17 protein-coding genes are annotated in these 17,999 nt (G+C 43.3%); 6 read left to right on the top strand and 11 right to left on the bottom strand.

Going from position 1 to position 17,999, the window contains the following annotated elements; translation table 11 throughout:
• Positions 1-55: 55 nt before the first annotated feature.
• Both recG and FTT98_RS04105 read left to right on the top strand, forming a co-directional pair.
• On the top strand, positions 56-2,101 hold the full coding sequence (gene recG / locus FTT98_RS04110) for an ATP-dependent DNA helicase RecG (RefSeq protein WP_180177052.1): 2,046 nt from the start codon (positions 56-58) through the stop codon (positions 2,099-2,101).
• Between the two features lie 142 nt (positions 2,102-2,243).
• Positions 2,244-2,876 carry a ComF family protein gene (locus FTT98_RS04105; protein ID WP_180135132.1) on the top strand — a complete coding sequence of 211 codons (633 nt, stop codon included), beginning with the start codon at positions 2,244-2,246 and terminating at the stop codon, positions 2,874-2,876.
• A gap of 43 nt (positions 2,877-2,919) precedes the next feature.
• Here the strand turns inward: FTT98_RS04105 and FTT98_RS04100 are convergent, their stop codons facing one another.
• Together FTT98_RS04100 and FTT98_RS04095 are read right to left on the bottom strand one after the other, a co-directional pair.
• The gene (locus FTT98_RS04100; RefSeq protein ID WP_180135134.1) at positions 2,920-3,327 is read right to left on the bottom strand and encodes an NUDIX domain-containing protein; all 408 of its coding nucleotides are present in this window, start codon (positions 3,325-3,327) and stop codon (positions 2,920-2,922) included.
• On the bottom strand, positions 3,327-3,932 hold the full coding sequence (locus FTT98_RS04095) for a TIGR00730 family Rossman fold protein (RefSeq protein ID WP_180170881.1): 606 nt from the start codon (positions 3,930-3,932) through the stop codon (positions 3,327-3,329). The genes FTT98_RS04100 and FTT98_RS04095 overlap by 1 nt, the downstream gene beginning before the upstream one ends.
• A 155-nt stretch (positions 3,933-4,087) precedes the next feature.
• Here FTT98_RS04095 and FTT98_RS04090 point away from each other — a divergent pair, with 155 nt between their 5' ends.
• Positions 4,088-5,101 (top strand): CorA family divalent cation transporter, encoded by a 1,014-nt coding sequence (locus FTT98_RS04090; RefSeq protein ID WP_078189297.1) that lies wholly within the window; start codon positions 4,088-4,090, stop codon positions 5,099-5,101.
• A gap of 80 nt (positions 5,102-5,181) precedes the next feature.
• Here FTT98_RS04090 and FTT98_RS04085 read toward each other — a convergent pair whose 3' ends face one another.
• From FTT98_RS04085 to dxs, 8 genes are all read right to left on the bottom strand, one after another.
• Positions 5,182-5,442, bottom strand: coding sequence for a lipid asymmetry maintenance protein MlaB (locus FTT98_RS04085; protein WP_218945760.1), 261 nt, complete (start codon positions 5,440-5,442; stop codon positions 5,182-5,184).
• A gap of 39 nt (positions 5,443-5,481) precedes the next feature.
• A complete protein-coding gene (locus tag FTT98_RS04080) occupies positions 5,482-6,117 on the bottom strand; it encodes a phospholipid-binding protein MlaC (RefSeq protein ID WP_078189299.1) in 636 nt (211 codons plus the stop codon).
• A gap of 17 nt (positions 6,118-6,134) precedes the next feature.
• A complete protein-coding gene (locus FTT98_RS04075) occupies positions 6,135-6,815 on the bottom strand; it encodes an outer membrane lipid asymmetry maintenance protein MlaD (RefSeq protein WP_078189300.1) in 681 nt (226 codons plus the stop codon).
• Positions 6,815-7,594, bottom strand: a complete 780-nt coding sequence (gene mlaE / locus FTT98_RS04070; protein WP_078189301.1) for a lipid asymmetry maintenance ABC transporter permease subunit MlaE — start codon at positions 7,592-7,594, stop codon at positions 6,815-6,817. The genes FTT98_RS04075 and mlaE overlap by 1 nt, the downstream gene beginning before the upstream one ends.
• Positions 7,591-8,409: an ABC transporter ATP-binding protein gene (locus FTT98_RS04065; protein WP_111885426.1), complete on the bottom strand. Its 819-nt coding sequence runs from the start codon at positions 8,407-8,409 to the stop codon at positions 7,591-7,593. Before FTT98_RS04065 ends, mlaE begins: the two co-directional genes overlap by 4 nt.
• Positions 8,410-8,816: 407 nt before the next feature.
• Positions 8,817-10,628 carry a DEAD/DEAH box helicase gene (locus FTT98_RS04060; RefSeq protein WP_180003429.1) on the bottom strand — a complete coding sequence of 604 codons (1,812 nt, stop codon included), beginning with the start codon at positions 10,626-10,628 and terminating at the stop codon, positions 8,817-8,819.
• A 457-nt stretch (positions 10,629-11,085) separates the two neighbouring features.
• A complete protein-coding gene (locus tag FTT98_RS04055; RefSeq protein WP_078189303.1) occupies positions 11,086-11,916 on the bottom strand; it encodes an inositol monophosphatase family protein in 831 nt (276 codons plus the stop codon).
• A 113-nt stretch (positions 11,917-12,029) separates the two neighbouring features.
• Positions 12,030-13,940, bottom strand: coding sequence for a 1-deoxy-D-xylulose-5-phosphate synthase (gene dxs, locus FTT98_RS04050; RefSeq protein ID WP_180177051.1), 1,911 nt, complete (start codon positions 13,938-13,940; stop codon positions 12,030-12,032).
• Between the two features lie 311 nt (positions 13,941-14,251).
• On the opposite strand from dxs, the gene ribA reads away from it, so the two are divergent.
• Entirely contained in the window at positions 14,252-14,854 is a 603-nt protein-coding gene (ribA, locus tag FTT98_RS04045; RefSeq protein WP_168379100.1) for a GTP cyclohydrolase II, read from the top strand.
• Positions 14,855-14,948: 94 nt separating this feature from the next.
• On the opposite strand, the gene hemN is transcribed toward ribA, so the two are convergent.
• Entirely contained in the window at positions 14,949-16,322 is a 1,374-nt protein-coding gene (gene hemN / locus FTT98_RS04040; protein WP_180177050.1) for an oxygen-independent coproporphyrinogen III oxidase, read from the bottom strand.
• Positions 16,323-16,599: 277 nt separating this feature from the next.
• On the opposite strand from hemN, the gene hemF reads away from it, so the two are divergent.
• A complete protein-coding gene (gene hemF / locus FTT98_RS04035; protein WP_078189307.1) occupies positions 16,600-17,541 on the top strand; it encodes an oxygen-dependent coproporphyrinogen oxidase in 942 nt (313 codons plus the stop codon).
• 229 nt (positions 17,542-17,770) lie between these two features.
• Positions 17,771-17,992: a hypothetical protein gene (locus tag FTT98_RS04030; RefSeq protein WP_180146782.1), complete on the top strand. Its 222-nt coding sequence runs from the start codon at positions 17,771-17,773 to the stop codon at positions 17,990-17,992.
• Positions 17,993-17,999: the final 7 nt, after the last annotated feature.

Genomic DNA, 17,999 nt, shown 5'->3' with positions numbered 1-17,999 from the left:
CGACCTATTCTCAGAACTGATCCATTTAGATCATATAAACCGAAGTTGAGGGGACATGGCTGCCGTCCATCAATTGCAAGGGGTTGGCAATGCCGCCGCTGCTTTACTTGAAAAACTAAATATTTTCACGACAGATGATCTTTTGTTTCATCTGCCACGCGACTATGAAGATCGTAGCACGATCATCCCCATGAACCAATTGACCGTGGGTCGAAGTTATTTACTAGAAGGCACGGTCAAAAGTATCGACTTTCCACCCGGAAAGCGTAAATCGATGGCTGCCCTACTGGATGACGATTGTGGCAAAGTTACTTTACGTTTTTACCATATTTACAAAGGCATTACTGATCGGGTGAAACCAGGGAATCGTTTACGGATTTTTGGTGAAGTCCGTGTTGGTGCTCGTGGCTTAGAAATGTATCATCCTGAACTACAGGTGATTACTGAACACACACCTTTACCACAAACCCAACTCACTGCGATTTACCCTGCAACCGAAGGCTTAACACAGCCCAAACTACGTGAATACGTCAAACAAGCACTACAGTTATATAGTGATGACTTACCTGAATTACTGCCAGAAAAATTCACCAATGGCTATGCACTAAAACAGGCTTTGGACTATATTCATCATCCCCCTGTCGATGCCAATATGTTGCAACTGAGCCAAGGTTCTCATCCTGCACAGCAACGTTTAATTTTCGAAGAATTGGTTGCCCATCAGGTCAGTTTGCTCAGCCGCCGTGCTTATATTCAACAAATCGAAGCACAGTCATTCTCTACAAGTAAGAACTTCACCAAACAACTTTTAAGTACACTACCGTTTGAAATGACCGGCGCACAAAAACGCGTGTCCAAAGAAATTGCGGTCGATCTGAAAAAGAACAAACCTATGCTACGACTCGTACAAGGTGATGTAGGTGCAGGTAAAACCCTAGTCGCAGGCGTTGCAGCCTGTCATGCGCTCGAGGAAGGTTGGCAAGTGGCCATGATGGCGCCGACAGAAATTTTGGCCGAACAACATTATCTAAATTTCAAAAAATGGTTTGAGCCTATGGGACTGACCGTGTCTTGGCTTTCCGGTAAACAAAAAGGTAAGGCTCGAGCTGCGGCAGAACAAAGTATTCAAGATGGTTCAGCCAATTTAGTGGTCGGCACGCATGCTTTATTTCAGGACAATGTTCAATTTGCCAAATTAGGTTTAGTGATTATTGATGAACAACACCGTTTTGGTGTCGATCAGCGTTTGGCGCTACGAAACAAAGGTCTCAATGGCATGACACCGCATCAACTGGTGATGACAGCAACCCCTATTCCTCGTACCTTGGCTATGTCGGCTTATGGCGATTTAGATACCTCCGTCATTGATGAACTGCCACCCGGTCGTACACCGATTCAAACAGTCACTATTCCACTTGACCGTCGTGAAGAAGTGCTACAGCGGATTGCCAGCAATTGTGCTGAAGCTAAACAAGCCTATTGGGTCTGTACCTTAGTTGAACAATCAGAAACTTTAGATGCTCAGGCCGCTGAAGCGACTTTTAATGAAATTAAAGAACGCTTTCCAGACCTCAATATTGGTCTTGTTCACGGCAAAATGAAGGCCTATGAAAAACAAGCAGTGATGCAGCAATTTAAAAATAATGAATTGCAATTACTGATTGCAACCACAGTGATTGAAGTTGGTGTTGACGTCCCGAATGCCTCAATCATGGTAATTGAAAATGCAGAGCGTTTAGGGCTTTCACAATTGCATCAGCTACGTGGTCGTGTAGGACGTGGTGCCAAAGCCAGTTTCTGTGCCTTGCTGTATAAAAATCCCTTATCGCAAAATGGGCAAGAGCGTTTACGCATCATGCGCGAGACCAATGATGGCTTTATCATTGCTGAAAAAGATTTGGAAATTCGCGGCCCCGGTGAGCTCCTCGGCACTAAACAAACGGGAGATATGGGCTTTCGTGTAGCAAAATTAGAGCGAGATGATCATTTACTCAATCAGGCCCACTATGTGGCTCAACAAGTCCTGAACGATTATCCTGCACAGGCTCAAGCGCTTTTAAAACGATGGCTGCCTGAAGCTCCTCGGTACGCCTATGTATAAAATTAGGATGATGGATCGATTATCCTAAAAATGCAGATTGGCTTTAACCAGTAAGCTTGTCGAACAGGTTGCTGTGGTGTCGTGATTGCACTTCACCACAAACTGTGCAAAATACTCAAAAAAGAATGATTAGAATAAAAGCATGCTCCAATCCATCCAACATTTCATCCAAAAAGGAATGCAGAGCGTTTCCCCTTGCCTGCTCTGTGGTATCGATCGACAACGACATCATTCGCTTTGTACCGACTGCTGGGCACAACTACCATGGTTTAAACAAATTGTTGATCGCCATGAACACTGCATCTCTTGTGCCTTTCACTATGATTTCCCAATAGATCGCATCATTCAAAGCTATAAGTATGAGCAACAATTGCACTATCAAAATTTACTAGCACAGAGCCTTTTAAGTTTGCGCATAGCTCGAGTTCAGGCCATTGTTCCCATGCCTATTTCAGTTGAACGCCTTAAGGACCGTGGATACAACCAAATGCTTCTCGTTGCACACATGATGGCAAAGCAATTGCGCATCCCTGTTTGGCAACCAGTGATTCGTCAAGCACAGCACGCTCAAAAAGGTTTAAGTCGGCTAGAACGCCTAGAAAATATCGAACAGCAATTTATTATCGACCCAACTGAAAAACACCGTTTCCGTAAAGTCCTCATTATCGATGATGTGGTGACCACGGGGAGTTCAATCCATGCATTAAGTACGCTGTTACATCAGCTACATTGCACGCAGGTATATGCCGCATGCATTGCTGCGGCACAGCCTTAGTTTCAAACATCAACCTCTAAAGAAAATGAACAAGCGAAGCAGTTTAGCTTTCAGCAAGAGATCGCGCCTGCTGCTTCACCCAAGGAATCACCACCTCACGTGTTAAAGGTGCGAGTTTTGTTTGTGTATCATCTAAGCTGACCCATTGCATCGCTGCAATTTCCGCATCAATTTCCGGCTCACCTCGCAACTGGACCAGATAGACATAACTCACCAGTAGATGATCTGCTTCGTTCGCAGCGGCCGTTTCAAAACGACCAATGAATTGCTCAATCTGCGCAGCGCAGCCTATTTCTTCCTGAATTTCACGCAGCATGGTGATTTCAGGGGCTTCATTGGGTTCCAACTTGCCACCCACTTGCATAAAGAATGCCGTGTGTTTTTTACGAACCACTAAAAGTTCATGCTGTTCATTTAGAATAATTGCTGCAGCAACAGTAATAGTTTTCATCAATCTTGTTCCAAATCCGCGATAAAGGCTGTACGTTCAACCATGCCCCATTTCGGCTCTGGCGCAGTGAAATGTTGAAACTGCTCAACAATCGTTTCAATATTATCTTCTGCAATTAAGCCTTCGATAAAACGCGGATGGGTAAAGCCTTTTTCTGCGGTAGTTTTCAGAAAATTCAATAAATCGTCATAAAAACCATCTACATTGAGAAAGGCACATGGCTTTAAATGAATGCCCAATTGAGCCCACGTCCACTGCTCAAAAATTTCCTCTAAAGTCCCTGCTCCACCTGGAATCGCCACAAAACCATCCGAGAGTTCAGACATTTTAGTTTTCCGTTGTTGCATATTTTCTACCACATGCAATTCGGTTAAATCTGGATGTGCCAATTCTTTATCGACCAAGACTTTTGGAATCACCCCAATGACTTGCCCACCTGCACGCAAAGCACTATCTGCCACAATACCCATCAAACCTGAACGACCACCACCATAGACCAGTGTGATGCCTTGTGCCGCCAAATGACGACCGACTTTTTCAGCCACCTGTAAATAGGCTGGATTGTTACCAAGGGCGGAACCACAGAAAATTGCGATAGATTTCATTTATAATCCCCATCAGATCAGGAACGCTATGCTGGAAAAATCAACTTTAAACAGATTTTTTCATAAAATAAGCATTAGAACAGTGTTTTTCAGCAAATCCTTGTCTAAAATACACCCATTCATTTTTAACTTACTGCGCAAGGGGAAAAGACAACATGCTTGAAGCCTTTTACGCCACAGAGCGCGGTAGCCTGGAAGATGTCACCATCAATGGTGACTTCGATTTACATCAGGATTTAGTCTGGCTCGATCTCATTGCCCCGTCTCAGGAAGAGCAGCAATGGATTATGGATGCCTATGATCAGAATTTACCTACATTAAAATCATTAGAAGATATTTCGTCGAGTGCACGATTCTACCGTGATGACGACGGTATTTTGCACATCAGCACCTATTTTTTAACGAAAAATAAAAATTTTCAGGTCGATGGCGAACCCGAAGAAAATGCCAGCACCTTAGCTACCGTACAAACGGTTGCCTTTATTTTGCATAAAGAACGCTTATTCACTTTACGGGGTGAAAAGCTGGTGGCTTTCCGTGCCTTTCGTGCCCGCGCGCGTCGTAACGATTATGAAATTGACTATAAAGATCCAACTTGGATTTTATTGGGTCTTTTAGAAGCCAAACTCGATGAGCTTGCGGATATCTTGGAAGATATCCACAAGGACTTAGAAAAGTATTCCACAGAAGTGCTGAATAACCGTCATCGTGAGATGATTTTAGACTTAGATGACATGATTACCCGACTTGCACATTTAGAAGATATGCTCGGGAAAGCACAGCTGTGTCTGATCGATTTACGTCGTGTTCTCACCTTCCTGTCACGTCCTCGCGCCTTGGGCAGTCATATTTATGATGCCGACATCCGAGAACTCAGTGAAGACGTACGCTCACTTGTTGAGCATGATGCCTTCTTGTTCCAAAAGGTTCGATTCTTACTGGATACCACCTCAGGGTTCATTAACACCGAACAGAATGATACGATTCGTCGATTCTCGATTTTACCAAGTATGCTTGCGCCACCGATGTTAGTGGCTAGCGTCTATGGGATGAACACCGATGTACTGCCATTCGCACATGGTACAACCAGTTTTATCGTGGTCAGCTTAATCATCGTGGCATTCTTTATTGGCCCATTGATGTACTTCCGCTGGAAGAAATGGATTTAGTGCTTTCCTATTGCGCGGACTTGCGAGAGTTTCTTGTCCCGCTAAAATAAAAAAAAGCACCTTATGGTGCTTTTTTTTATTTAGATCAATTGCAAGTCATGCTCAAGATGACAGGCTTGAATAATCTTCATCATTTTTTCAGGGACTGCTTTAAACTGCAAACCTTGCGCTTTTGGCGTTTGGCGTAACCAACGGACCAAAACAGCTAAAGCCAAAGTGCTGCCATGTTCAAGCTCAGCAAGATTGACCACTAAGGGAAAAGCTTGCTGTTGTTGAATCAATTTCAAGCCGTCTTGATAGTACAATTCGGCATTGTTGTAATCAATTTTGCCTGAAACCATCAATTCTTGTTGATGAAGTTTAATCACACATCACCTATCTTATTTTTTCTTGTCCAATGCTGCGTCAGCATCAGGTTTGAAGTTCGCAATTGCTTTATCAATGTTACCGCCATTACGTTTTACAGTCGCCGCAAACTGATTACGGAATTGTAAGCCTAGGTCGATACCCGAAACGTTGATATTACGGATTTTCCATTGTGAACCTTTATCCGCCAACTGGAAAGAGACTGGAATTTTTTCACCGTTGTTATGGAAATCAATCGTTACAACAGGGTTCTTACTGTTCGACGCTTTATATGGACGCATGCTATACGTTTGGTTACTAAACTTGGCAAAAGCTGAACCATAGTTTTCGATCAGCGTTGCACGGAAGTTACGTTCAAACTGCGCACGTTGAGCCGCTGAGCTGTATTGATTCGTTGCATACGTACCCATCACGATACGTGTGAACGCTTGTGAATCGATATACGGGTCTAAGTTTTGACGAACAATCGTTTTCACAGCTGCAGGGTTATTTTGTAGTTTTGCGTGATCTGCTTTTAAACGTGTAATGAGGCCATCAGCCACTTTTTTTACAAATGCAGGTGGTGCTTCGCTTGGAGCAGCAAAAGCTGTACCTGCCATCATAGTTGATAAGATACTTGCTGTAAGCGTATGTTTTAACAATGTGTTCACTTAATTTCTCCTAAAAATTATTCAACAAATGCAGGTTCTTCTGCCGTTGTTGTGTCAGCAGCTTCTGTTTTTTGTTCAGCTTCTGCTGTGCTGTCAGATTTGTTCCCTGCACCACCGGTCACAAATTTAGACACCAAATCTTCGATTTCCATCGTACCTTGGGTATTACCAATTTGGTCACCACGTTTTAAGAAGTTGACACCACCACCCGGTACAATTTTCAAATATTTCTCGCCCAATAAACCATTGGTTGCCACCATAATGTAAGCATCTTCATCGATATTGGTGATGGATTTCATGTTAGCAATCAGTTGCTGTTCCATTTCTTTTTGTTTCGCAGGTGTTGCTGCTTCATAATCTGATGTGTAACGCAGTTCTTCGAGTGCATTCTTTTGCACTTCTTTTAATTGTTCTGCGTTATAAGAGGTTAATGAGCCATCCATAATCAGATGTGCTGTCACTAAGCGCGTCACAGGATCGAGTTTCAACGACTCCACTTGACCGACTTTGACACCGCTTAAGGTGACTTTGGCACGGGGTTTAATCCCGTTTACATTTTCAAATGTCGCGGTCAATTCATAACTGTCTTCGATGTTATTGCCGACCAAACCACTCACACGCATCGCCAAGAAGAAAATAGCGATAGCAAAAAGAATGACAAAAAAACCGACGGCCAGTTCACTCGTACGTGATTTCATTAAATACCTCCGAACATGACCGCAGTCAACACGAAATCTGATCCTAAAACACACAACGAAGAATACACGACTGTACGTGTGGTCGACGTTGCAATACCTTCTGAAGTTGGGACACAGGCATAACCCTGATAGACCGCAATCCATGTACAAATTAATGCAAAAACAAAACTTTTGATGATGGTGCCATTAAAGACGTCTTTAAAGAATTGCACACTGTTCTCGATGCCACTCCAATAAGAGCCTTCATCTGCACCCAGAAAATCAACACCCACCAATTTACCGCCCATGATGCCGACCGCAGCGAAAATCACCGACAACATTGGCAAGCTAAAAATACCAGCCCAAAGTCGAGGCGAGATCACTCGTTTTAATGGATCGACCCCGATCATTTCCATACTCGACAACTGCTCAGTGGCTTTCATCAAACCAATTTCAGCCGTCAAAGCAGAACCTGCACGACCTGCAAAGAGTAAAGCCGCAACCACAGGTGCAAGTTCACGCAGTAAAGTCAGTGCAACGGCTGTGCCGAGCATCGCTTCACTACCAAAGGTCGACAGAATGCTATACATCTGCAAACCCAGTACCGAGCCAATAAATAAGCCAGATACCACAATAATCAGTAATGAAAGCACACCAACACGGTACATCTGATAAATAAACAATTTCACGCCAAGTAAAGTCGGCATGGAAAAAAGAATCTGCAGCAACATAATGGTTGCTACGCCGATTCCTCGAACACGTTCAATGACGCGTCTACCTAATGCGGCAATAGCATTCATGAACGAACCTCATGATTTAAATAGGGCTGATGACTGAATTGATAATCGACCGGACCTTCTACCGAACCCGTCAAGAACTGCTTCACAAAAGGCGAAGCATGTGCTTTTAACTGCTCAGGTGTTCCCTCGCCCTGCACTTTCCCTTCAGCCACCACATAGATGTAATCTGCAATTGATAAGGTTTCAGCTACATCATGCGAGACAATAATGGTGGTTAAATCTAAAGCTTCACGTAGCGAACGAATCAAGCGGGTTAAAACCCCCATCACAATCGGGTCCTGCCCTGCAAAGGGTTCGTCATACATGATCAGCTCAGGATCGAGTGCAATTGCACGGGCCAAAGCCACACGACGATTCATACCACCTGAAAGTTCAGAAGGCATCATTTGTTCTGCACCGCGTAAACCAACAGACTCTAATTTCAACGCAACAATTTCAGCGATCAAATGCTCTGGCAACTTGGTATGCGCACGAATGGGAAAGGCTACGTTTTCGTATACCGACATATCGGTAAATAATGCGCCGCTCTGAAACAACATCCCCATACGCGCACGCGCAGCGAAGAGCTCCTGACGTGACATCTGTGCAATGTCCTGCCCATCAAGCAACACTTCTCCATTATCGGGAGTCAATTGACCACCAATTAAACGGAGTAAAGTCGTTTTACCTGTACCAGATGGACCCATAATTGCAGTGATCTGACCACGACGAATTTTTAAACTGACATTGTCATAAATGACGCGCTCTCCTCGCTTAAAACTCAGGTTTTTCACTTCGATCAGTGCCTGAGTCTGAGAAGACGTTTGATTATTCATAGCTGAGGATTTTCCTGCATTTTTTTCAGCATGCATACTATAAAGGATTGAAGTTTAAAATGTTACCATTGCATGAGCGCATATCCCTGCATTCCATCAGGTAAATTGTTTTTTATTATTAATGCGATTTTATAGAGGCTGCTTTCAACCCAATAGAAGAATTTAGTTAAAATAATTGTATATATAGTAAACGATATTACACAATAAGAGTGTCAAACCGATATAAGGCATAAGTACCTCGATCATCACTGTACGCATATTTGCCAACGCGTTTCCGTTCATATTAATTATCATTAAACACATAAAGTTTGATCAAGTATACATTTTTCTGATTAAAAAGCTAATTTAAATCCATAAAAAAAACCGGTCTTTCCACCGGTTTTTTCGATATTTCTTTCGAAATTCAATTAGTCATTGAATTTACGACGTGGACGGTCTTCACCGAAAGTGCGTTCGCCACGTGGTTTATCATCACCGAAACGTTTTGGACGGTCATCGCCGAAACGTTTTGGACGATCTTCACCAAATGAACGTTGAGGACGGTCACCGTTGAATTCACGACGTGGACGATCTTCACCAAATGAACGTTTTGGACGATCGCCATAACCTTCACGAGCTGGTTTATAATCTACACGGTTACCACGGTTGTCATCGTTAGAACGACGGTCAAAACCACCTTCACGACGTGGACGATCGCTGTTAAATTCGCGACGTGGACGATCTTCAAAACCGCCTTCACGACGTGGACGATCGTTGTTAAATTCGCGACGTGGACGATCTTCGAAACCGCCTTCACGACGTGGACGATCGTTGTTAAATTCGCGACGTGGACGATCTTCGAAACCGCCTTCACGACGTGGACGATCGTTGTTGTATTCGCGACGTGGACGATCTTCGCCACCGAATGAACGACGTTCGCCATCACGGTTGCCTTCACGACGTTTGAAGTTTGATTCACCTTCAAAACGACGACCGCCACCGAAACCACCACGACCACCGCGACCGCCATCACGACGACCACGACCGCCATCACGGCTACCACGTGCAGGAGGTGGAGATGGCTCAAGACCTTCAATTTCAGATACATTTAAACGTGCATCTAAGAAGTCTTCTAAAGCACGGATTTTACCGCGTTCACGGTAAGTCGCTAAAGTAATCGCGTTACCAGTACGGCCCGCACGACCTGTACGACCGATACGGTGTACATAGTCTTCGTTCTTCATTGGAAGACCGAAGTTAATTACGTGAGAAATAGTTGGTACGTCTAGACCACGTGCAGCAACGTCAGTCGCAACTAAGATTTTTGCACGACCTTCACGAATACTACGTAAACGACGGTTACGTACAGTTTGTGGCATTGCACCGTGAAGAGCAACAACTGAGTGACCTGCTTCTGCAAGTTCTTCAGCCAACATATCTGTATCTTCTTGAGTAGATGCGAATACAACTGCTTGATCTACAGACTCATCAGATAACCAGTGAGTCAAAAGTTTTTTCTTATGTTCGAAACCGTCAGTCCAGTGAAGAGTCTGAGCAATGTCAGTATTTGTAGAATGACCAGTTTCAATCGCAATACGCTGTGGATCATTCATCATGCGTTCTGCAAGTGTAATGATACGCGGCGCAAATGTTGCAGAGAACATTAATGTTTGTTTACGGTTAGCAGCCAAGTCGCTGATCGCTTCTAGGTCTTCAGAGAAACCTAAGTCAAGCATACGGTCAGCTTCGTCAACGATTAACGCATCAACGTTGTCTAGTTTAATTTGACGACGGTTAACCAAGTCAAGTAAACGACCTGGAGTCGCTACGACAACTTGTGCACCTTTAAGCTGTTGGATTTGTTTACCGAAAGGCATACCACCCATAATTGCAGCAATACGAACACCTTTCATGTGACGTACTAAAGCAATTGCGTCTTGGCTAACCTGTTGAGCCAATTCACGTGTAGGGCAAAGTACAAGAATAGACGGTGCAGTTACCGCTTTCATGCGCTCTTTGAAAGACATCAATGTGTCTTGACCAGCCAAAGCATTCACAGTTGGGAGTAAGAATGCAGCAGTTTTACCAGAACCAGTTTGGCTTGATACAAGAAGGTCTTTACCTTCTAATGCAGCTGGAATTGATTGTTCTTGCACTGGAGTCGGTGTAGTAAAACCTAGACCTTGTAATGCTAGTTGTAACGACTCATGTAAAGGAAAATCAGCAAAAGTTTTGCTCATAGAGTATTTCACCCCAAAAATGGGTGCTCCATTAAAAATATAAATTCAGATGGACATCGGCAAAAAGCGGCACAGCAAAAGACGCTGAAAATATAGAATCAGCGGCGATCCGAGAACGACGATGCGTATAACGCACACATGATTACAGCCGCAACCTGAAGGAATCGCTTAGCGATTGGGTGGGGCGCGAAATATCGTCCTCTCTTTGGACCGGAACGCGCATACACAATGATAGAAGAGAATGTTCAGGTAATGAACGAAATTTAGTGCGTGCGGGGATTATAGCAGAAAGTTTTTAAATGTCACCTGTTTTAGTCAACTTCAGAATATTTTTTGTAAGAAGCTTTAAATTATAGGTGTTTAAGCCATTATTTTTGACCGATTAGACAAAAATAAAGCCCTCATAAAGAGGGCTTTATTTCATTATTCTGTCAATAAACTCGAACTAAGCGTTCTATTATTTAGCAGCTTCACCCCAAGCTGGAACTACAGCTTGCATAAGTGGTTTAAGCATTTTCATAGAACATGCAAGTACTTGACCATTGTCCATTGAGTCGTTACCACCACGAGCATCAACCACAGTACCACCCGCTTCTTTCACAATAAGTTCGCCTGCAGCGATGTCCCATGGTTTCAAACCAAGTTCGAAATAACCATCGAAACGACCGGCAGCAACATATGCTAGATCAAGAGCAGCAGAACCTGAACGACGGTATTGAGCACCGGCTTCAGTCACATTTAACAATGAGTTGAAATGGTTTTTCGCATAAGAAACCACTTCGCCATTACGAATTTTACGATACGCATGACCCACTGAAAGGAACGTGTTTTCTAGGCTGTCTTTTACATTTACACGAATACGGCGTTGGTTCATCATCGCACCGCGACCACGGCTTGCAGAGAACAACTCATCTTTCACAGGGTCATAAATAACACCGTGTTGAGTTACACCTTTATGTTGAACTGCGATAGAGATACAGAAATGTGGAACACCATTAACGAAGTTTAATGTGCCATCAAGTGGGTCGATGATCCAACACCAATCAGCGTCGTGACCTTTGCCTTCTTGAAGACCAAACTCTTCGCCTAGGAAACTGTGATTTTTATAGCTTTTACGTAGGGTATCGATAGTCAATTGTTCCAAATAACGGTCTACACGCGTTACTGGACCATCAATTCCTTTTTCTTCGACTTGTAGATCGAGTTTATGACGATTTTGATGCGCTTTTAAAAGCTCTTGACCAACTAATTGAGCCGCACGCGCAGCCATAACCACCATAGGTTCCATTGAACACCCACTACAAATTTGAAGATACTGATAAAGAATAATGCATAAAAGCCCTTATATCTTATCAAATATAAGGGCTTTTAGGGAAAAAAATGTTTCTAAAAATTAGAAAATCAACAAACCACTGTTTGCTTATGTTTTAGCCAGCTTTGTGTCACAGAAGCGCTAATGCCTTCAGCATCCAGTCCAGCCTGATGCAACATTTGAGCATGCGTTGCTTGGTGCATGAACTCGTCAGCTAAACCTAAATTCAGCACCGGTTTAACCACGCCGGCTTGGGCTAAATATTCATTTATTGCACTGCCCGCACCCGCCATGACGGCATGCTCTTCAACTGTCACAAACAGTTGCGTGCTTGCCGCGATTTGATCGATCAACTGTGTATCTAAGGGCTTCACGAAGCGCATATTAATCACACGCACAGCCACATCTAGTTTTGTCGCTAAAGCCTGTCCTGCCTCTATTGCCGCTTGTACACGGCTACCAAAAGCCAGTATAGAAATGGTGTCCTCTTGCTGATCATTGAAGTTTGCAAGAATTTCACCACGGCCAATTTCAAGCTCGGTCATCTCTTGCTGAATCTCAACACCCAGTCCATTACCACGTGGGTAACGTACCGCCGCTGGGCCTTTATACAAATAAGCCGTATGCAACATTTGACGACATTCATTTTCGTCTTTCGGCGCCATGATCACCATGTTCGGCACGGTACGCATAAAGGCATAATCATAAGCACCCGCATGCGTAGGGCCATCTTCACCAACCAAACCTGCACGGTCGATACCAAATGTCACGTCGAGATTTTGCAAAGCAACGTCATGAATCAGTTGGTCATAACCACGTTGTAAGAAGGTTGAATAGATTGCAACAACCGGTTTTACCCCTTCACAGGCCATACCCGCAGCCAAAGTCACCGCATGTTGTTCTGCAATGGCAACATCAAAGAAACGCTCAGGGAACTGCTTGGCAAATTGCACCATGCCTGAGCCTTCACACATCGCAGGAGTAATCGCCAATAAACGATCATCCTGTGCAGCTTCATCACATAACCACTGACCAAAAACATCTGAATATTTCGGTGCAGTTGCCACAGCAGCGGGTGCATTCACTTTACTGATGGCATGGTATTTGATTTGATCTGCTTCGGCAGGTGCAAAGCCTTTACCTTTTTTGGTATAGACATGTACTAAACGTGGGCCTTTGCGTTTTTTTAAGGCTTCAAACACGTGTGTCAATTGTTCAACATCGTGCCCATCAAAAGGACCAAAGTAGTCAAAGCCAATGGCTTTAAATAAGTTATCTGCAGCATCGGTCGCAGCACAATGTAGGCGTGAGTTATACGCCCATTCAGGATGCGGTTGAATATAGGCTTCGCCATTTTCAGAAATATTAACCGATTGACCACTTTCCCAAATCGCAGCCAAATGCTTGGCAAAACCACCGGTACTGCATGAGATCGACATATCGTTGTCGTTCAATACCACCATGAGGTCAGCATTGTGCGCCACTGCATCGTTCATTGCTTCAAAAGCCATGCCCGCTGTCATCGCGCCATCACCCACGATTGCAACCACATGACAGGGATCTTGCTTGAAGCGACGTGCCAATGACATCCCAAGACCAGCAGAAATCGCTGTTGATGAATGGCCTACACCAAAGGTGTCAAATTCAGATTCTTCACGGGCAGGAAACGCAGCCAAACCATCTTTGGCACGAATCGTCACTAATTGTTCACGACGACCAGTTAAGGCTTTATGCGGATAGGCTTGATGACCCACATCCCAAATCAGACGATCACGTGGCGTATCAAAACAGTAATGTAATGCCACGGTTAATTCAATCACCCCAAGATTGGCACCAAAATGCCCACCACTTTGTCCGGCCGCATACAAAATAAATTGACGTAACTCATCCGCCACTTGCTCTAATTGGCTGCGCTCGAGTAAACGAAGTTGTTGAGGATGGTTAATCGTATCCAGCAACGGTGTTACAGGGCGTTGAGATGGTATTTCTTTATACAGCATAATGTGGCAAAGCCTTCTAAAGCCTGGCAAATTCCTAAGCTCGGTCTAAATGGGTAACTCGATCATATCGTCGAATTGTATCACCTTACAATCAGCCAAACTTGTAGCGATGTAATTTTTAGCAATGATCTCGTTGGGGAGATTTTGAATGAGTCAGATTATCCTGAATAATCTTCCTATTTATCAACTATTATCGTTCGCTTTATACAAAAAAGAAAATGTTCTGCATAAATTCGTCGTTGCAATTCTACCAATGTCCAAGCATTACGCTATACTTTAGCCAATTTATAATCGAATAAACGGGTTAAGCAGTGCCTATAGAATTTGTCGCAACGTCAAGATTACCGACCGCTTTTGGTGAATTCAATATTACGGTTTTTCAGGATCCTGAAACCGGTGAAGAACATGTCGCACTATCTAAAGGACTAGAACAAGCTCCCACTGAACCTGTTTTAGTACGTATCCACTCCGAATGCCTGACTGGTGATGCCTTTGCTTCACTCAAATGTGACTGCGGCCCACAACTTCAAGCCACCCAAAAATTAATTAATGAAGCGGGTCAAGGGGTGATTTTATATTTACGCCAAGAAGGTCGCGGTATTGGTTTAACCAATAAAATCCGTGCTTACGCTCTACAAGACCAAGGCCATGACACAGTCGATGCTAATTTATTATTGGATCTTCCTGCTGATGCACGTCGTTATGATATGTGTCCTATCATGTTAAATCATCTCAACATTACTGCGGTGCGTCTCATTACCAATAACCCGTTAAAAATTGAAGCGCTACAAGAACAAGGCGTGAATGTCGTTGATCGTGTTCCGCTGACTGTGGGTCTAAATCCATTCAACGAACAATATTTAAAAACCAAACATGATCGTATGTCGCATATGTATCAAAAGGATGATTTTTAAAAATCCTTTAAATTCTCCATAAATTAATCCCTCCAAACCTCTCTTTACAAAAGGGAGGCTTCCCCCTCTTTATTAAAGAGGAGTTAGGGAAAATTCAAATCGTCATCGAAAAAATACGATTTTCAGGAACACGACGTTTTAATCGTAAATCAAACGCCATGCAGATATTGCGAACAAAAGGCTTGCCTGCATCACTCACCTGAATGTACTGATCAAAAATTTCGAGCAAGCCATCTTCTTGCATTTCAGCCAATTGCGCTAATACTTCATCAAGCTCAGGAAATTGCATTTCTGGACCTGCCCAAGAAGTTTGGAAGGTACACATCAAATTGAGAATATGCTTACGGATGATTAAGTCCTCATTTGTCAGCACATGCCCCCGATAGACTGGAATTTCATTCGCTTCTAAACGTGCATAATAGTCTTCAATTTTCTTTTCATTTTGCGCAAAGCTGTACCAACTATCACTGATCGAGGATAAGCCAAGTCCAATCATTACTTGGGTTTTCGATGCGGTATAGCCCATAAAATTACGGTGCAAACTGCCCTGCTGAAAAGCTTGATACATTGGATCTTGGGTTAATGCAAAATGATCCATCCCAATTTCATGATAGCCCTGCGCTAGTAGCTGTTTTTTACCTTCCTCATAGCATTGACGCTTTAAATCATCTTTCGGGACATCAGCATCTTTAAAACCACGCTGACCATTGCCCTTAATCCACGGCACATGTGCATAGCTATAAAAGGCTAGACGATCTGGCATCAAACGAGTGGTCTGTTCAATGGTATGCAACACATCGTTTAAATCCTGAAATGGCAGACCAAAAACCAAATCATGTGAAATAGAGGTATAGCCAATATCACGTGCCCACTGTGTCACTTGTTCAACATGTGCAAAGGGCTGAATACGGTGGATGGCTTTTTGCACCTTCTCATTATAATCCTGCACTCCATAACTTACGCGTCGAAAGCCCAAATCAAACAAGGATTGTAAATGTTCGCGTGTGGTATTGTTGGGGTGGCCTTCAAAACTAAATTCATGCTGATCTGCAACTGTTGCGTGAGCCAAAATCCCTTGAATCAACTGGGTGAGATGCTCAGGAGAAAAGAAAGTAGGCGTTCCCCCACCCAAATGAATTTCTTTAATCATCGGTCGATCGACCAAGAGCTGACAATATAAGTCCCATTCTTTCAGCACCGCCTGAATATAAGGCAGCTCCATCTCATGTTTTTTCGTAACTTTTTTATGGCAACCACAAAACGTACATAAGCTTTCACAAAAGGGTAGATGGATGTACAGACTGATGCCTTCGCTGTGATTAGTCTCATCAAATGAACGCTTCAATCCCTGTTTCCACTGTTGTAATGAAAACTCAGCTTCCTCCCAATACGGCACGGTTGGATAACTGGTATAGCGTGGACCTGGTACATTATATTTTTGAATTAAAGAACTCGCCTGCTGAGACATCGATGCACCATTTCAATCAATGAGATTCAATTTAAATCTACCTTATGATTATTGTGCTGAGCTTCAGAAGTGAATTCAACCTAGCAAATTTGTCGGAATAGGCACAATTTCAGCCGGAGCAATTGCTGCTAACTTTGCATGATCTTTTGGTTTAATCACTAGATATCTAAATTTAAAGCAAAGATCCGATGCTGAGTATCGGGAAAAATGCCTTAAGTTTTCACGTAATTTATGCTTTGATGACACTTATCTTTAAATTATTTTAATAAAGGTCACCATGCAGAATCCAACTTCAGCCGATATTCAACGTGTAGATGAATTCCTTCGCGATTTACAGGCACGGATTTGTGCCGCATTGGAACAGCAAGAACGTGCTGGTGGCGGAAGTGCCGAATTTGCTATCGATGACTGGGAGCGCCCTGAAGGTGGTGGTGGTCGCTCACGTGTTCTACAAAATGGAACGGTGATTGAAAAAGGTGGTGTGATGTTCTCGCACATCAACATTTCAAAATTACCAGCCTCAGCGACTGAACGCCATCCCGCTATTGCAGGTGCAAAAGCGCAAGCCATGGGCGTGTCACTGGTGATTCACCCGAAAAACCCCAACGTCCCGACCTCACATGCCAATGTGCGTTTATTTGTTGCCGAAAAAGAAGGCCAAGATCCGATTTGGTGGTTTGGCGGTGGTTTTGACCTCACTCCATTTTATCCAAATGATGAAGATGTCTTATCTTGGCATCAAACTGCCCATGATCTTTGTGCCCCATTTAGCGATACACTCTATGATGAACATAAGAAATGGTGTGATGACTATTTCTATCTAAAACACCGTGATGAACAACGTGGTGTGGGTGGTTTATTCTTTGATGATCTCAACCAATGGGACTTTGAAACCTGTTTCAAATATATGCAGGCCGTGGGTAATGGTTATTTAGAGGCGATTTTACCGATCTTCCAAAGAAACCAAGACAAAGCCTATACCGAAGCACAACGAGACTTCCAACTATACCGTCGTGGTCGTTACGTTGAATATAACCTGGTCTATGACCGTGGTACCTTATTTGGCTTACAAACTGGCGGGCGTATTGAGTCGATTTTAGTGAGTATGCCACCCTTGGCAGGCTGGTCGTATCGTCCTGAATGGGAAGAACATTCTGCTGAAAAAAGACTGACTGACTTTTATTTAAAACCGCAAGATTGGCTGAATACGCTGAAATAAAACCGATAAACATGTATTTGCCCCTGTCCGTCAGGGGCTTTTTATTGCCTGAGGATTAGAGTATTCATTTGTATGTAATATCTTGATGCATAAATAAATTTTTTAAGCATTTACTTTGTAATCAGATTGCTCAACAATGACACATCTTTTAAACAGCTTTAAGCTATGTCATTGCACAATGTGTCAATAAACTCATAGCTGTTATTTTCTTGTACGGAGTACAACGCACATGACACATCAAATACTCAATAAAAAAGCTGTCAATCTTACTCCATTGGTGTTTTGGAGCTTTGCTGTTGTGCTGATCAGCGCCATCAGTACCAATATTTTTTCTGAAACGTCTTTGAATGATAATTTGGCTATTGGCTTCATGGTGGTTGCCTTGATTGGTTTAGTCATCAGTGCAGCGAGCATCTTGATTCAAAGCGTCCTAGATATTTGTAATCCTTAATTTTCCG

The sequence above is a fragment of the Acinetobacter sp. YH12039 genome, assembly GCF_013420015.1.
In the GTDB taxonomy this organism is placed as follows: domain Bacteria; phylum Pseudomonadota; class Gammaproteobacteria; order Pseudomonadales; family Moraxellaceae; genus Acinetobacter; species Acinetobacter amyesii.
The sequence above is the reverse complement of the archived record's forward strand: the minus strand, read 5'-3'. Positions and strand labels throughout refer to the sequence as shown.

Excerpts from the sequence above, each read along its gene's own strand:
- recG (WP_180177052.1), top strand. The coding sequence starts at position 56 with ATGGCTGCCGTCCATCAATTGCAAGGGGTTGGCAATGCCGCCGCTGCT.
- FTT98_RS04105 (WP_180135132.1), top strand. The coding sequence starts at position 2,244 with ATGCTCCAATCCATCCAACATTTCATCCAAAAAGGAATGCAGAGCGTT.
- FTT98_RS04100 (WP_180135134.1), bottom strand. The coding sequence starts at position 3,327 with ATGAAAACTATTACTGTTGCTGCAGCAATTATTCTAAATGAACAGCAT.
- FTT98_RS04095 (WP_180170881.1), bottom strand. The coding sequence starts at position 3,932 with ATGAAATCTATCGCAATTTTCTGTGGTTCCGCCCTTGGTAACAATCCA.
- FTT98_RS04090 (WP_078189297.1), top strand. The coding sequence starts at position 4,088 with ATGCTTGAAGCCTTTTACGCCACAGAGCGCGGTAGCCTGGAAGATGTC.
- FTT98_RS04085 (WP_218945760.1), bottom strand. The coding sequence starts at position 5,442 with ATGGTTTCAGGCAAAATTGATTACAACAATGCCGAATTGTACTATCAA.
- FTT98_RS04075 (WP_078189300.1), bottom strand. The coding sequence starts at position 6,815 with ATGAAATCACGTACGAGTGAACTGGCCGTCGGTTTTTTTGTCATTCTT.
- mlaE (WP_078189301.1), bottom strand. The coding sequence starts at position 7,594 with ATGAATGCTATTGCCGCATTAGGTAGACGCGTCATTGAACGTGTTCGA.
- FTT98_RS04065 (WP_111885426.1), bottom strand. The coding sequence starts at position 8,409 with ATGAATAATCAAACGTCTTCTCAGACTCAGGCACTGATCGAAGTGAAA.
- FTT98_RS04060 (WP_180003429.1), bottom strand. The coding sequence starts at position 10,628 with ATGAGCAAAACTTTTGCTGATTTTCCTTTACATGAGTCGTTACAACTA.
- FTT98_RS04055 (WP_078189303.1), bottom strand. The coding sequence starts at position 11,916 with ATGGAACCTATGGTGGTTATGGCTGCGCGTGCGGCTCAATTAGTTGGT.
- dxs (WP_180177051.1), bottom strand. The coding sequence starts at position 13,940 with ATGCTGTATAAAGAAATACCATCTCAACGCCCTGTAACACCGTTGCTG.
- hemN (WP_180177050.1), bottom strand. The coding sequence starts at position 16,322 with ATGTCTCAGCAGGCGAGTTCTTTAATTCAAAAATATAATGTACCAGGT.
- hemF (WP_078189307.1), top strand. The coding sequence starts at position 16,600 with ATGCAGAATCCAACTTCAGCCGATATTCAACGTGTAGATGAATTCCTT.
- FTT98_RS04030 (WP_180146782.1), top strand. The coding sequence starts at position 17,771 with ATGACACATCAAATACTCAATAAAAAAGCTGTCAATCTTACTCCATTG.